The 14,088-nt window shown below is 49.6% G+C and carries 15 protein-coding genes; 10 read left to right on the top strand and 5 right to left on the bottom strand.

The genetic code is table 11. The features are described 5' to 3' along the window. Positions 1–90: 90 nt before the first annotated feature. The gene (locus tag DDT52_RS08365) at positions 91–1,641 is read right to left on the bottom strand and encodes a TerC family protein (RefSeq protein ID WP_136155935.1); all 1,551 of its coding nucleotides are present in this window, start codon (positions 1,639–1,641) and stop codon (positions 91–93) included. 412 nt (positions 1,642–2,053) lie between these two features. After that, entirely contained in the window at positions 2,054–2,695 is a 642-nt protein-coding gene (locus DDT52_RS08360; RefSeq protein WP_136155934.1) for a YitT family protein, read from the bottom strand. A 193-nt stretch (positions 2,696–2,888) separates the two neighbouring features. On the opposite strand from DDT52_RS08360, the gene DDT52_RS08355 reads away from it, so the two are divergent. The 6 genes from DDT52_RS08355 (at position 2,889) to mntP (ending at position 7,957) form a co-directional block, all read left to right on the top strand. Beyond that, positions 2,889–3,359, top strand: a complete 471-nt coding sequence (locus DDT52_RS08355) for an Lrp/AsnC family transcriptional regulator (RefSeq protein WP_136155933.1) — start codon at positions 2,889–2,891, stop codon at positions 3,357–3,359. A 371-nt stretch (positions 3,360–3,730) separates the two neighbouring features. Continuing rightward, complete coding sequence (gene manX, locus DDT52_RS08350; protein ID WP_136155932.1) at positions 3,731–4,690, top strand: PTS mannose transporter subunit IIAB; 960 nt, start codon at positions 3,731–3,733, stop codon at positions 4,688–4,690. Between the two features lie 68 nt (positions 4,691–4,758). After that, positions 4,759–5,556: a PTS mannose/fructose/sorbose transporter subunit IIC gene (locus DDT52_RS08345; protein ID WP_109054995.1), complete on the top strand. Its 798-nt coding sequence runs from the start codon at positions 4,759–4,761 to the stop codon at positions 5,554–5,556. A gap of 14 nt (positions 5,557–5,570) precedes the next feature. Next, on the top strand, positions 5,571–6,413 hold the full coding sequence (locus DDT52_RS08340) for a PTS mannose transporter subunit IID (protein ID WP_109054994.1): 843 nt from the start codon (positions 5,571–5,573) through the stop codon (positions 6,411–6,413). 99 nt (positions 6,414–6,512) lie between these two features. After that, complete coding sequence (locus tag DDT52_RS08335) at positions 6,513–6,971, top strand: DUF986 family protein (protein ID WP_136155931.1); 459 nt, start codon at positions 6,513–6,515, stop codon at positions 6,969–6,971. 413 nt (positions 6,972–7,384) lie between these two features. Next, positions 7,385–7,957: a manganese efflux pump MntP gene (mntP, locus tag DDT52_RS08330; RefSeq protein WP_136155930.1), complete on the top strand. Its 573-nt coding sequence runs from the start codon at positions 7,385–7,387 to the stop codon at positions 7,955–7,957. A gap of 87 nt (positions 7,958–8,044) precedes the next feature. On the opposite strand, the gene rlmA is transcribed toward mntP, so the two are convergent. The 3 genes from rlmA to DDT52_RS08315 all read right to left on the bottom strand — a co-directional run bounded on the left by rlmA (position 8,045) and on the right by DDT52_RS08315 (position 9,353). Beyond that, complete coding sequence (gene rlmA / locus DDT52_RS08325) at positions 8,045–8,875, bottom strand: 23S rRNA (guanine(745)-N(1))-methyltransferase (protein WP_136155929.1); 831 nt, start codon at positions 8,873–8,875, stop codon at positions 8,045–8,047. 112 nt (positions 8,876–8,987) lie between these two features. Next, positions 8,988–9,197, bottom strand: coding sequence for a transcription antiterminator/RNA stability regulator CspE (cspE, locus tag DDT52_RS08320; protein ID WP_005968829.1), 210 nt, complete (start codon positions 9,195–9,197; stop codon positions 8,988–8,990). A gap of 39 nt (positions 9,198–9,236) precedes the next feature. After that, a complete protein-coding gene (locus tag DDT52_RS08315; protein ID WP_109054991.1) occupies positions 9,237–9,353 on the bottom strand; it encodes a DUF2627 domain-containing protein in 117 nt (38 codons plus the stop codon). 933 nt (positions 9,354–10,286) lie between these two features. Between DDT52_RS08315 and DDT52_RS08310 the strand changes: the two genes are divergently transcribed. Genes DDT52_RS08310 through DDT52_RS08295 form a run of 4 tightly spaced genes read left to right on the top strand, consistent with a single transcriptional unit; the run spans position 10,287 to position 13,808 of the window. Further along, a complete protein-coding gene (locus DDT52_RS08310; protein WP_136155928.1) occupies positions 10,287–11,201 on the top strand; it encodes a metal ABC transporter substrate-binding protein in 915 nt (304 codons plus the stop codon). Beyond that, on the top strand, positions 11,198–12,088 hold the full coding sequence (locus tag DDT52_RS08305) for a manganese/iron ABC transporter ATP-binding protein (protein ID WP_136155927.1): 891 nt from the start codon (positions 11,198–11,200) through the stop codon (positions 12,086–12,088). Before DDT52_RS08310 ends, DDT52_RS08305 begins: the two co-directional genes overlap by 4 nt. After that, a complete protein-coding gene (locus DDT52_RS08300) occupies positions 12,088–12,951 on the top strand; it encodes a metal ABC transporter permease (protein WP_136155926.1) in 864 nt (287 codons plus the stop codon). Before DDT52_RS08305 ends, DDT52_RS08300 begins: the two co-directional genes overlap by 1 nt. Beyond that, positions 12,948–13,808, top strand: coding sequence for a metal ABC transporter permease (locus tag DDT52_RS08295; protein ID WP_136155925.1), 861 nt, complete (start codon positions 12,948–12,950; stop codon positions 13,806–13,808). Before DDT52_RS08300 ends, DDT52_RS08295 begins: the two co-directional genes overlap by 4 nt. Positions 13,809–14,088: the final 280 nt, after the last annotated feature.

Raw genomic sequence — 14,088 nt, 5'->3', positions numbered from 1 at the left:
CGCCTCACGCGCAAACGCGATCAACGTTATTGATTCAGCGGCAACACCGCCGGCTAGCGGCAATGTTGCGCTGTTGCGTACAAACGGTTATTACGCGTCTTCGTCCTCAACCGGATCGGCGATTTTCTCTACCCTCACCAGCTCGATACGATATTCCGAGACTTCGAGAATCTGAAAGCGCAGCTGGTGTAATTCGATAATTTCACCCACTTTCGGAAACTCATCGCTGTGTGCCAGCAACAGCCCGGCCAGCGAGGCATAATCCTCTTTGGGACTCACCAAATCACTGCTGTTGACCACCTGCTGTAACGAGTGCAGATCCGTGCCCCCTTTTACCAGCCAGCCGTCGCCATCAGCCACAATATCCAGCGTTTCATCTTCGTCCGGAAACTCACCGGCAATCGCTTCCAGCACGTCCAGCGGCGTCACCAACCCCTGCACCACGCCAAATTCATTGCTCACCATAACCAGGCTGCCTTTGGCGCGGCGCAGGACCGGAAGCAAATTAATCACATCCAGCGTTTCCGGTACGACGATAGGCGGGTTCACCGCGGCGAAGCTTTCCACATCAGTGTGCGTTTCAAGCGCGACCAGCAACTCTTTGGCCCGCACCACGCCGACCAGCTCATCCAGCGAGCCGCGGCAGACCGGGAAAAGACTGTGCGGCGTATCCAGCAGTTGCAATCGAATATCGTCGACGGAGCGTTCACAGTCTACCCAGGAAATCTCGGTTCGCGGCGTCATGACGCTGCGCAGAGAACGTGACGCCAACGTGAGCACACCGCTGATCATGTAGCGTTCTTCCTCTGCAAAGGTATCCGGCGTCACTTTTTTCGGTTCGCTATCCACTTCATCCGTTGTTTTCCGGGTTCCCATCAGGCGTAAAATCGCCTCGGCGGTACGCTCGCGCAAAGGACGCCGCGACTGATGCTTCATGAAGTTATGTCGGGCAATCTGGTTGAATAGTTCGATCAGGATAGAGAATCCGATCGCAGCATACAGATAGCCTTTAGGAATATGGAAACCAAAACCTTCCGCCATCAGACTCAAACCAATCATCAACAGGAAGCTGAGACAGAGTACAACCACCGTCGGGTGCGCGTTGACAAAGTTGGTCAACGGTTTGGAGGCCAGCAGCATCACTCCCATCGCGATCACGACGGCGGTCATCATCACCGCAAGGTGATTAACCATGCCTACGGCGGTAATTACGGCATCGAGTGAGAATACCGCATCCAGTACGACAATCTGTGCAACGACCACCCAAAAACTGGCATGTGCGCGATTGCCATTTTCGTCATGGGATTTATTTTCCAGCCGTTCATGCAGTTCCATCGTCGCTTTAAACAACAGAAATACCCCGCCGAATAGCAGAATCAGGTCGCGGCCGGAGAAGCTGAAATCACCAACGTAAAACAATGGACGGGTCAGCGTGACCATCCAGGAAATCAGAGACAACAGGCCCAGGCGCATTAACAGCGCCAGCGACAGACCGATAATGCGAGCTTTATCTCGCTGCCTGGGTGGCAATTTATCCGCAAGAATCGCGATAAACACCAAATTGTCGATACCCAGAACAATCTCAAGTACCACCAACGTCAATAGGCCTGCCCAGATTGAAGGATCCAGCAAAAATTCCATGTCAGACTCCGAAAAATGAACGAGCAAATGACTTCAATGCGTTATTTACATTGAATGGTAATAGAAAGAATAGGAATGAAGCAGAGTAACTCAGAGAATGGCTGGAAAAACCAACCGAGTACAGAAAACCACCAGCGCATGCAGGTAAACAGTTAACGTTTTGTCGGTGACAGTCCATGGGAAGGGCTGATGCCCAGTGCTCCTAAGCAATTTAAGGGAAGATTACTCTAACAGGTTGTTTAGACTTTTTCACAAAGATTTTCTTCCCCCGTTCTTCGTGACAAACACGGTGTTCTACAGCGCATTGGCGGGGGATCACCACGTTTCACCCTAATACTTTTTTCACACAGGCTTTAAAAACCCTGACGCCAGTCGTAATCTTATCCATCAGCGTAGCCGCGCGGAGACCTGTTCATCCGCCCTGATAGCGGCCCGGTTTGTGCCAGTTCATCAACATTGCATTCATCGCCAGTGCGCTGACCGCAGACCAGAACAACAGCATGGCCGGCATTTTGAACAGTGACAGCAGGAACACCAATATATCCAGCAACATCTGTGTCTTACCGACATTGATATTGAAGCGCCGGTATAGCCACATGGTAACGACCCCGGTGCCTCCCACGGACGCATTGTGCCGGGCCAGAGAAAGAATCCCCATGCCAAGAAAGGTACCGCCAACCAAAGCAGAAAACAGCGGGTGGATATAGCTGATGGTAATAAAATGCGGGACAGCCTGTGTCGTCAGGGCGAGGGCTACGTTGACGATCAGGGTTTTCAACGTGAAACTGCGCCCCATGCTGAAGTAGCAGAAAATCATGAACGGAATATTGGCCAGAATAAACAACAAGCCAATAGACAGCGGGACATAATAGGAAATCAGTAATGCGATACCGGCAATGCCGCCGGTTACCATGCCGGACAGCTTGAGCATATTCAACCCCACGGCGATAAACATCACGCCCAGCGTCAGCCCATAAATGTCATCTTTCAACGTATGTTGAAAAACCCCATCCGGCCCTTTTCGCAGCGCCACCGATTTTCTTAGCACACGCATCAATCTCTATCCCCACCGAATGTTTTCAGCCATAAGAAATGCATATATTTGCATTTTATTCGACTGATAATTCACTTGACGCAGTTAAATTATCATTGATCACCGAGTGACTTTTAACTAAAAATAACCCTGATAGCATCATGAATGAGTGATTTCACCTCATTATTAATGGGAAAACAGCGAGTATCACCTAATGAAAATCGATCGCATTGATGCGCAAATACTGAATGAATTACAGCAGGACGCCAGGTTAAAAACCACCGAACTGGCGGAGCGGGTTTGCTTGTCTGCCACCCCCTGCACCCGCCGGCTCAAAAATCTGGAAGACGCTGGCGCGATCGCCCACTATGTCGCGCTGCTCGATCAGGAAAAAGCCGGGTTTCCGGTAAACGCTTACATATCCCTGACGCTGGAGCCGAAATCAGAGGCGACCTTTCGCAAATTTGAACAACAGATTGCAACGTTTGATGAAGTAATGGAGTGCCACCTGATGTCAGGCAGCCATGATTTTATGCTGCGGGTTGTGGCTGCCAGCCTGTCGGATTTCGAGCGTTTCCTGCAGAAAAAATTGATCAGGATTGAAGGATTGCGTGATGTTCAATCCTCTTTCTCCCTGCGGCGGTTGATTTATAAAACCGCCCTCCCCGTAAAAGCTAGCGTGTAACTATCGAGATTTCATCACAAATTTCTCGTCCGCATCGCTTTCGTTCCCCAGGGTAAAGCGCACGTAGATAAAAATGTGCGCAACCCAGACATAACCATTCTTAACTAATCAGCATTAGAGCAACGTCACACAATTTATTTTTTCGATGGCTAAAATAAATCTGTCAAACCGTAGTGTTACGTTTAGGCGCCGGCATCTACTTGCTGAAAGTATTGGGTTAATAGTGACATTTATTTACCGGATAAGTAAGCAAGTTAGATTCTTACGTCCATACTGATACCGCGACGGTTAACTTTCAGCACATGAGCGTTAACCCTGTTTCCTGACGCATTACACATTCAATTTGATCGTGAATAATGAGGAGGTAGCAAGTGAGTATTGCGATAATGTTATGCACTCACGGAGCCACTGCGGGGCCGCTGTTAAAAACGGCTGAAATGATTCTGGGCGAACAGAGCAACGTCGCCTGGATCGATTTCGTCCCCGGAGAGAACGCTGAAACACTAATAGAAAAATATCAGGAGAAGTTATCTCAATTAGACACGGCAAATGGCGTGTTGTTCCTGGTCGATACCTGGGGAGGCAGCCCATTCAACGCGGCCAGCCGCCTGGTAACGGACAAGGAGAATCATGAAGTTATCGCCGGGGTAAATATTCCGATGCTGGCGGAAACCTTTATGGCGCGGGATGACAATCCTGCATTCGCCGATCTGGTTTCCATTGCTCTGGAAGCAGGCAGAGATGGGGTCAAGGCGCTGAAACAGCAGACAACTGCCGGGCCTGTTGCCGCGACCCCATACAAAGCGCAGGCCGCCGCGCCCATCAGCGGCACTGGCGAACACATGAAGATCGGGCTGGCCCGTATTGATGACCGTTTAATCCATGGTCAGGTGGCTACCCGCTGGACCAAAGAAACCAATGTATCGCGTATTATTGTCGTCAGTAACGAAGTTGCAGCCGATCACGTGCGTAAAACCCTGCTGACCCAGGTTGCTCCTCCGGGCGTCACGGCGCATGTTGTGGATGTTGCCAAAGCCATTCGCGTTTATGACAACCCCAAATATGCATCCGACCGCGTCATGTTTTTATTTACCAACCCGACCGATGTCGTCACGCTGGTTGAAAACGGCGTAAAAATAACATCCGTTAATATTGGAGGAATGGCGTTCCGTCAGGGCAAGACTCAGGTCAATAACGCAGTCTCTATCGACGAAAAAGATATTGCGGCGTTTAAAGAACTGGATAAGCTCGGAATTGAATTAGAAGTCAGGAAAGTATCGACGGATACCAAGCTCAAAATGATGGACTTAATTAATAAGATGGCTCGTTAACACAATTAATAACTATCGCTGTGTAACGAATTATTTTACTCAGAAACGTTTTCCATAGGAGAAGTACAATGGAGATCACCACACTTCAAATTGTGCTGATATTTATCGTAGCTTGCATCTCGGGGATGGGATCTATTCTTGACGAATTCCAATTCCATCGCCCTTTGGTGGCCTGTACGCTGATCGGCGCCGTTCTGGGCGATTTGCAAACCGGGATTATTATCGGCGGTACATTGGAAATGATCGCCCTGGGCTGGATGAATATCGGGGCGGCCGTTGCACCTGATGCCGCCCTGGCTTCCATTATCTCGACCATTCTGGTTATTGCCGGTGGTCAGAGCGTGGGCGCGGGGATCGCGCTGGCCATTCCGCTGGCTGCCGCAGGTCAGGTTCTGACGATCATCGTTCGCACCATCACCGTCGCCTTCCAGCATGCCGCTGACAGCGCCGCCGAACGCGGTAATTTAAGCGCAATCAGTTGGATTCATGTCTCAGCCCTGCTGCTTCAGGCAATGCGTATCGCGATCCCTGCCGTTATCGTCGCGATTTCCGTCGGTACTGATGCCGTTCACGCCATGCTGAATTCGATTCCGGAAGTCGTGACCAACGGCCTGAATATCGCGGGCGGCATGATTGTCGTCGTCGGTTATGCCATGGTCATCAACATGATGCGCGCAGGCTATCTGATGCCGTTCTTCTATCTCGGTTTTGTTACCGCTGCCTTCACCGACTTCAACCTGGTTGCATTGGGTGTGATTGGTATTGTGATGGCCGTGCTGTATATCCAACTGAGTCCGAAGTACAACAAGTCTCAGGGCCAGCCGGTGGCCGCCAGCAGCAACGACCTTGACAATGAACTGGACTAAGAGGAGTGAGAAAAATGGGTGAAACAACTGAAGTCAAAAAACTCACTGCCAGCGATATTCGCGCGGTGTTTATTCGCTCCAATCTTTTCCAGGGTTCATGGAACTTTGAACGTATGCAGGCGCTGGGGTTCTGTTTCTCCATGGTGCCGGTAATCCGCCGCCTTTATCCTGAGAATTCGGAAGAGCGTAAACAGGCGATCAAACGCCATCTGGAATTTTTCAACACCCAGCCGTTTGTTGCCGCCCCGGTGCTTGGGGTGACCATGGCGATGGAAGAGCAGCGCGCCAATGGCGCTCCCATCGATGATGGGGCCATCAACGGTCTTAAAGTCGGTCTGATGGGGCCGTTGGCAGGCGTAGGCGACCCGATATTCTGGGGGACGGCCCGCCCGGTGTTTGCCGCGTTGGGTGCCGGTATCGCCATGAGCGGCAGTTTGCTGGGGCCAGTGCTCTTCTTCGTTCTGTTTAATCTGGTACGCCTGCTGGTCCGCTACTACGGGGTGGCCTACGGTTATCGGAAAGGTGTGGATATCGTTAACGATATGGGGGGCGGCTTCCTGCAAAAGATGACGGAGGGGGCATCCATTCTCGGTCTGTTTGTCATGGGGGCGCTGGTTAACAAGTGGACCCACGTCAACATACCGCTGGTGGTATCAAGGGTCACCAACCAGAATGGCGAAACCACGGTCACCACGGTCCAGTCGATTCTCGACCAGCTCATGCCAGGATTAATTCCTTTGCTGCTGACGTTCGGCTGTATGTATCTGCTCAGACGGAAAGTCAACGCGCTGTGGCTCATCGTCGGTTTCTTTGCCATCGGTATATTTGGTTATTGGATCGGCCTGCTTGGCGTGTAATCTGTCAAATCGCCGGGGGTGCAAACCTCCGGCCCTATTTACCTCTTCCCCCTTCTTTCATGTTAGATTCAACGTTGCTAATTACCCATGGAGTTTCTCATGACGTTTACGGATATCGCTCTGGTGGTGTTGATCGGATTGGCGCTGCTTTATGCCATCTACGATGAATTCATCATGGACCGATTAAAAGGCAAAACCCAACTACGCGTCATGCTTAAGCGAGTCAGCCGGCTGGATGCCCTTATTTTCATTGGTCTGGTGGTCATTCTTATTTATCAGAATGTCATGAATAATGGTGCGGTAATAACCACTTCCCTTTTACTTTTCCTGGCATTCATGGCGTTCTATCTTGCCTATATCAGACGCCCAAAACTGTTGTTTAAATTAACAGGGTTCTTTTATGCCAATATATTTATTGCTTATAACCGCATTCAGAGCATGAATTTATCTGAGGATGGTGTTCTGGTTATTGATTTGGAACGGCGTCGATTATTAATACATGTTAGCCAGATTGATGATTTGGAAAGGATATATAATTTCATGATTGAAAATCAATAACATAAAGATGGATCAGTATAAATTTGAATTATTATTAAACATACCCATAACATATTGATGGTATTTTAACCTTATCAACGTTGACGTTATTTTTTGCTTTTTTAAGCCCCTTTTATTTAAATGAAAATAATTATCAATTGCATCAATAACCCATAAAACTTTTATTGTTGTTTAATCCATAAATAATATGTTAAGGTTGCGCCGTCATTGGGGAGTAGCCGATTTCTGACAAACCTTACCGTCAGAAATGCTCGTATCAACATACTCGTTTTCTATCCTTATGCCTTTGAAGGGTAGTTTAAAGCGTGGTGCGGGCGGCCGATTGGCAGGCGAGACCATAGACACGGGGGTCATCATCTGGTTGGGGATGATCAACGTGGATATGGAGAACCGCCCAGCCGAGGCTATTTAAAATGAACTTATCAGCAACTCTCATTCTGGCTTTTGGTATGTCTATGGATGCGTTTGCCGCATCTATCGGTAAAGGTGCCGTACTGCACAAGCCCCGTTTTCGGGACGCCATTCGCACAGGCCTCATCTTCGGTGTCATTGAAGCCATCACACCGTTAATCGGTTGGACCTTGGGCTTTTTTGCCAGCCAATACGTTCTCGAATGGGATCACTGGGTTGCATTCACTTTACTGGTGATCCTTGGCGGCCGCATGATTGCCGAAGGCTGCAAAAAAACAGATACCCGCCACTGCGAGAAAATCAAAAAACATAGTCTGGCACTTTTGATGTGTACAGCGGTTGCCACCAGTCTCGATGCCATGACGATTGGCGTTGGACTTGCCTTCCTGCAAGTCAATATCTTCCATACCGCCATGGTTATTGGTATGGCGACCATGATTATGGTGACGTTAGGTATGCTGATTGGACGTTACATCGGTCCGCTGCTCGGTAAAAAGGCCGAGATTGTGGGCGGCGTGATATTGATTGGTATCGGCTGTAATATCCTTTATGAACATATCGGTAATTTAGCCTGACATTTCCAGCATCTTGTAAAAAAGGGGTAGGATCGTCGAGATCCTGCCCCTTTTTTATCGCGGGCATCCAGACGCATCAGATCGCGCTTACGATGCAGATACCGGTTCGATGCGCTGATGCAACCGGATAATAAAATCCGTCTCACAGGTGAATTGCGCCGCGTCCTGCAAGCGCTGGCTGACTTCCGGCGTCGCCCGCCAGGCAAATGGGGTCATTTGCAACAATGCCGCCCCCTCCTGACCCGACAACTGCATCGGATAGGCCAGCGTTTGTTGTTCGATAAGTTCAAACCCCGTCAGCCTTTCATCTTTGACCGGGTGCAACAGCACCCGATCGTAAACTTCAGCCTTGAGCTGATAGAGGTGGCGAGGTCCTGGTGATACCGTCATCACCCATCCACCTGTTTTCACCGTGCGTAGCAATTCGGCATCGTTACAAGGCGCATAAATTTTCAATATGGCATCAAACGACCGATCGTTGAATGGCAGACGCTGGCTTGACGCCACGCAAAAATCCACGTTCTGATAACGCTTCGCCGCCCGCTGGATCGCCGCTTTTGAGACGTCCAGCCCATAGACCGCCATTTCTCTGCGCTGTTTCAGATGTTTCGCCACAGCAGCCGTGTAATACCCCTCGCCGCAGCCTATGTCGAGCAATGCGGTCGCTTCATCCGCCAGTTTTTCATCAAACCGCTGCATAACCCATTCCCGCAGCGGCTGGTAATGGCCCGCCTCCAGAAACATCCGACGCGCCTGCATCATCTCAGCGCTGTCACCCGGTTGCCGGGAGCGTTTAAATTGTACCGGCAGCAGATTTACGTAGCCTTCTTTCGCACAATCAAAGCTATGTTGACCACAAGACCATTGCCGCTCGCGGCGGTATAACGGATGCTGACACAGTGGACATTGGTAAGACATCAGTACCATTTCCTCATTCGCCACAGCGCGGTTCCATCGTCATATCAGGAACTAAAAACGGCCAAAAACAAAAAACCCGCACCATGGCGGGTTTTGCAACAGGCTCTGTAAATTACAGTGCAGTGACGTTTACTGCTGATGGACCTTTCTGACCATCTTGGATTTCAAACTCTACGTTCTGGCCTTCAGCCAGAGTTTTGAAGCCGTTGCCTTGAATTGCAGAGAAATGTACGAATACATCTTTGCTGCCGTCAGCTGGAGTGATAAAGCCGAAGCCTTTAGACTCATTGAACCACTTAACCTGACCTTTAATCTTTGCCATTTCAAATATTTCCTTTAATTGTTTAAACCGCCAGAGGCGTTATACAGACAAACCAAAGTCGTTACTGCTTGAGGCACTAAGATAAGGATCGGCAGAGAAGCGGTATTCAACGCTAACGTTTGTACTCAAGTCTTCTTTACTGAAAATGCCATTCATATACAGAACTGTACCTCGTTTTACCCAGAAGCGTTATTACACACTCTGTAATCGATGGCAAGCCATTTTTCATCAGTCATGGACATGCCGCACAGATTAGAGCCATCAATGACTCAGTAATATGCGATTACGCGCTAAACCGCTCTATTGATAAGATTAAATACATCTTTACCCAATAAGTCCAATGAGCAGCTTATTGATATAAAAAAGATACGCTGAGAAACGCGTACACCACGGATAGTCTGTTCGCTTGATCATAATAATTCATTATTATTCGTACCCCTAAATTTCAGGATACGACCGTCAGGCCCAACGCCAAAGTCCCCACTTTCAAGCCTTATAGAAATATCGGATATCCATTCCTATTTTTTCCTCTAAGCGCCCAATTCAGGCCTCACAGCGAAACGAAAATGACCTTCCCGCTAAATTTTACCACTTTTCTCCGTTAATCAATCTGCAACATCACCACAAATAACACAGCCAATACGATCAGTAAAATTATGCTTGCCAGCTTCCAACGTCTTTCTGATTTTGTACTCATCGTGTTTCCACACCTTCCTGATAAAATATTCCACATTCATATAACTTATATTATATCGGCAGGACCTGCCGTTTCGTTAATTTATCTCCCTATGTTCTATGGTGTTTTTATGTCATCTTCTATACTTGTCCTGAAAAGCGCGATTTTCCTCGCTTATCGTTAGAGTTACGTTGCAACACTACTTACGATTTATTAAATTAGATCACAGTTTTTGTTACCGAAGGAGCATTATGGGTTCCTTACTCATGTGCACGCACAGACAGCCATCATTCGTGTTGCCAGTCGAACACGCTATCACCTTCTTCTACCTTTCTTTTCCTGTGTCTTGACTTAAATGATATTGATAATTATTCTCATATGACACATTCACGCTTTGTAAGGATATTATTTGCATGATCGGTTTTCAGGTTTGTCTCTCCCCCCTCCTGCGACGTGTTGCCTTGCCGTGCGCATTACTCCTGCTAGCCAGCGGCCATACGCAGGCGGCAGAAAAACTCAGGGTTGTTACTACCTTTACTATCATCCAGGATATTGCGCAAAACATTGCCGGTGATGCCGCGACGGTAGAGTCAATTACCAAACCGGGTGCAGAAGTTCATGACTATCAACCAACGCCGCGAGATATTGTCAAGGCGCAGTCAGCACAGTTGATTCTGTGGAATGGTATGAATCTGGAGCGCTGGTTTGAGCGCTTCTTTGAAAATGTCAAAGATGTTCCCGCTGTCGTCGTGACGGAAGGCATCACACCATTGCCCATCCGTGAAGGTGCCTACAATGGCAATCCCAATCCCCATGCCTGGATGTCGCCGTCCAATGCGCTGATCTATATTGAGAATATTCGCGCGGGCCTGGTGAAATACGACCCGGATAATGCAGAAATCTATAACCGCAATGCCAACGCTTATGCAGAGAAAATCAAAGCGATCGATTCTCCTTTACGTGAACGTCTCTCACGCATTCCTGAACAGCAACGGTGGCTGGTGACCAGTGAAGGCGCCTTTAGCTATCTGGCCAAAGATTATCAATTTAATGAAGTGTACTTATGGCCAATCAACGCGGACGAACAGGGCTCGCCGCAACAGGTACGCCGCGTGATTGATACCGTCCGGGAGAAACACATTCCTGTCGTATTCAGTGAAAGCACCATCTCGGACAAACCGGCAAAACAGGTCAGCAAAGAGACGGGCGCCAGGTATGGCGGCGTGCTCTATGTTGATTCGCTGTCAAATGAAAAAGGCCCGGTTCCTACCTACATTGATTTGCTGAACGTCACGGTAGAAACCATTGCCAAAGGATTTGATCAATGAGCAGTGATACCGCAACACAATCATTAGACGTCGATGATGTCTCCGTCACATACAGTAACGGGCATCAGGCAATCCGACATGCCTCTTTTTCACTGAATGGCGGAACGATTTGCGCGCTGGTCGGAGTAAATGGCAGCGGGAAATCAACGTTATTCAAAAGTATCATGGGATTGGTTAAACCAACCACCGGACAAGTCCGGCTTAACAAGCAGCCTATTTTTCAGGCCCTGAAGCAGAATCTGGTTGCCTATGTTCCACAAACCGAAGATGTGGACTGGAACTTTCCGGTACTGGTTTCCGATGTCGTCATGATGGGGCGCTATGGCAAAATGAATTTTCTGCGCATTCCCAGCCAGCAGGATCGGGATATCGTTACCGAGTCGCTGGAACGCGTGGGGCTTTCCAGCCTGCGCCAGCGTCAGATCGGCGAGCTTTCCGGCGGACAGAAAAAACGCGTCTTCCTTGCCCGGGCGCTGGCGCAACAAGGCAGCGTATTGCTGCTGGATGAACCGTTTACCGGCGTCGATGTGAAAACTGAAAACGCAATTATCGATCTGCTTCGCACGCTGCGCGACGAAGGACATTTGATTCTGGTGGCCACGCACAACCTCGGTAGTGTGCCCGAATTTTGCGATAACGTGATCCTGGTCAACCGGACCGTTCTGGCTGCCGGCCCCACCCATAGCACGTTCACGCAAAGCAATCTGGAAAAAACCTTTGGCGGGGTGTTGCGCCATATTAATCTTGGCGGCCCGCACCTCCACGACGATGATGATACGCGTTCAGTGACGGTATTGACCGACGATGAACGTCCAGCCGTTTTCTATGGTTCAACCAAAAGCGATCCTCCCGCTTTGCGTTCAGCTCTGGAGGAAAAGAAAGACTGATGGTCGATATTCTATTGCAGCCCTTTGGCTACAACTACATGGTCAAAGCGATCTGGGTCAGTGCGATTGTCGGTGGCGTCTGCGCATTTTTGTCGGCGTACCTCATGCTAAAAGGCTGGTCGTTAATGGGCGATGCGCTGTCGCACTCGGTTGTTCCCGGTGTAGCAGGCGCGTATGCGCTTGGTTTGCCGTATGCCGCTGGGGCGTTTTTTACCGGCATGCTGGCCGCGTTGGCCATGACGCTTATCCGGCATATTACCCGACTGCGCGAAGACGCCATTATTGGCTTCATTTTTTCTACGTTCTTTGCGGTCGGTCTGTTAATTATTTCACTTAATCCGACGTCGGTTAACGTCCAGTCAATTATCTTCGGCAATATTCTGGGTATTGCCGATGAAGATGTGCTACAGGTGGAAATCATCATCGGCGTCACGTTCGTGATCCTGTGTCTGTTATGGAAGGATTTGCTGGCGGTGTTTTTTGATGAAAACCATGCGCGATCGATTGGGCTTTCTCCACTGAAACTGAAAATTCTTTTCTTTACCCTGCTCAGCGCCTGTACCGTTGCCGCATTGCAAACTGTGGGGGCCATTCTGGTCATCGCGATGGTGATCACGCCGGGTGCGACCGCCTACCTTCTCACCGACCGATTTGAACGTCTGGTGCTGATCTCCATTACGCTGGGCGCCATCACCAGCGCCAGCGGCGCCTATTTGAGCTTTTTCCTCGATGGCGCAACGGGTGGCGTTATCGTCACCCTGCAAACCATCGTATTCCTGCTCGCTTTTTTATTCGCGCCCAAGCATGGTTTACTGGCATCGCGCCGCGCCCGACGACGCGATCAGACGGGAGACGCGCTATGAACATGCTCATCAGTTGGATAACTGAACCTCTCGCCTTTCCGTTTATGCAGCGGGCGCTCATCGCCGCCATCGTCACGGGAACAGTATGCGCCGTACTGTCATGCTATCTGGTGCTGAAAGGCTGGTCGCTAATGGGGGACGCCATCTCCCACGCCGTGCTGCCCGGAATTGTTCTGGCATTCTGGCTTGGCATTCCTTTGGTGATCGGCGCTTTTGCATCCGGAATATTCTGTGCTGTCGCCACCGGCTATGTTAAAGAGCATAGCCGGGTAAAAGAAGATACGGTCATGGGGATTATTTTCTCCGGTATGTTCGCACTCGGTCTGGTAATGTTCGCGCGTATTGATACCGATCAGCACCTCAACCATATTCTGTTTGGCAACGTGCTGGGTATTACCGGGCAAGAGCTGACGCAAATTCTGTTAATTGCCGGCATCACGTTGTCGGTCATCCTGCTGAAACGACGTGACTTTATGCTCTACTGCTTCGATCCCGACCACGCGCGCGTTATCGGCCTGCCAGTGAAGCTGCTGCATTACGGTCTTCTCTGTCTACTGGCCTTGACCATCGTGGCCTCATTGCAGGCGGTCGGCGTGATTCTGGTTATCGCTATGCTAATTGCGCCAGGGATCATCGCGTTTATGGTGTGCAAACGCTTTGACCGTATGTTGATCCTGGCAACGATCGTGTCTGTCGTGTCCTGTATTGCAGGCACATTAATCAGTTTCTACATTGATGGCGCTACCGGCCCTTGTATTGTGATCGTTCAGGCTGCGTTCTTTACGCTGTCCCTGATTTATCACCAGTGGAAACAGCATAGGAGCTCAACGTTGACCGCCCCGGCGAAAATTGCATAAATCGAGAAACATCAGCCGGTTGCCCCGGTCATAACGTAAGCTCAGGGATGGTCTGCCATCCCTGAGCTATTCCCACCCGGAAAACATCGTCTCTCCCCGCAACGTCCCTTATATTTCGTTTACCTATTGTACGGTACAGGGATAACTGCGTTATTTTTCAACTGCGTCTATACTCTTCTCCTGAGCACTTTTACTGCCGTCATCCATCATCACTGTGTCACAGGTCCAGTTTTTATCGTGCTCAATGGGCTACCGTAGTGATAGCCAGCTACTATCGGGT

The organism is Brenneria roseae subsp. roseae (assembly GCF_003115845.1).
GTDB lineage: Bacteria > Pseudomonadota > Gammaproteobacteria > Enterobacterales > Enterobacteriaceae > Brenneria > Brenneria roseae.
The sequence above is the reverse complement of the archived record's forward strand: the minus strand, read 5'-3'. Positions and strand labels throughout refer to the sequence as shown.

What these genes read in the sequence shown, in the direction of transcription:
- DDT52_RS08365 (WP_136155935.1), bottom strand. Translation starts at nt 1,641, where the DNA reads ATGGAATTTTTGCTGGATCCTTCAATCTGGGCAGGCCTATTGACGTTG.
- DDT52_RS08360 (WP_136155934.1), bottom strand. Translation starts at nt 2,695, where the DNA reads ATGCGTGTGCTAAGAAAATCGGTGGCGCTGCGAAAAGGGCCGGATGGG.
- DDT52_RS08355 (WP_136155933.1), top strand. Translation starts at nt 2,889, where the DNA reads ATGAAAATCGATCGCATTGATGCGCAAATACTGAATGAATTACAGCAG.
- DDT52_RS08345 (WP_109054995.1), top strand. Translation starts at nt 4,759, where the DNA reads ATGGAGATCACCACACTTCAAATTGTGCTGATATTTATCGTAGCTTGC.
- DDT52_RS08340 (WP_109054994.1), top strand. Translation starts at nt 5,571, where the DNA reads ATGGGTGAAACAACTGAAGTCAAAAAACTCACTGCCAGCGATATTCGC.
- DDT52_RS08335 (WP_136155931.1), top strand. Translation starts at nt 6,513, where the DNA reads ATGACGTTTACGGATATCGCTCTGGTGGTGTTGATCGGATTGGCGCTG.
- mntP (WP_136155930.1), top strand. Translation starts at nt 7,385, where the DNA reads ATGAACTTATCAGCAACTCTCATTCTGGCTTTTGGTATGTCTATGGAT.
- rlmA (WP_136155929.1), bottom strand. Translation starts at nt 8,875, where the DNA reads ATGTCTTACCAATGTCCACTGTGTCAGCATCCGTTATACCGCCGCGAG.
- cspE (WP_005968829.1), bottom strand. Translation starts at nt 9,197, where the DNA reads ATGGCAAAGATTAAAGGTCAGGTTAAGTGGTTCAATGAGTCTAAAGGC.
- DDT52_RS08315 (WP_109054991.1), bottom strand. Translation starts at nt 9,353, where the DNA reads ATGAATGGCATTTTCAGTAAAGAAGACTTGAGTACAAACGTTAGCGTT.
- DDT52_RS08310 (WP_136155928.1), top strand. Translation starts at nt 10,287, where the DNA reads ATGATCGGTTTTCAGGTTTGTCTCTCCCCCCTCCTGCGACGTGTTGCC.
- DDT52_RS08305 (WP_136155927.1), top strand. Translation starts at nt 11,198, where the DNA reads ATGAGCAGTGATACCGCAACACAATCATTAGACGTCGATGATGTCTCC.
- DDT52_RS08300 (WP_136155926.1), top strand. Translation starts at nt 12,088, where the DNA reads ATGGTCGATATTCTATTGCAGCCCTTTGGCTACAACTACATGGTCAAA.
- DDT52_RS08295 (WP_136155925.1), top strand. Translation starts at nt 12,948, where the DNA reads ATGAACATGCTCATCAGTTGGATAACTGAACCTCTCGCCTTTCCGTTT.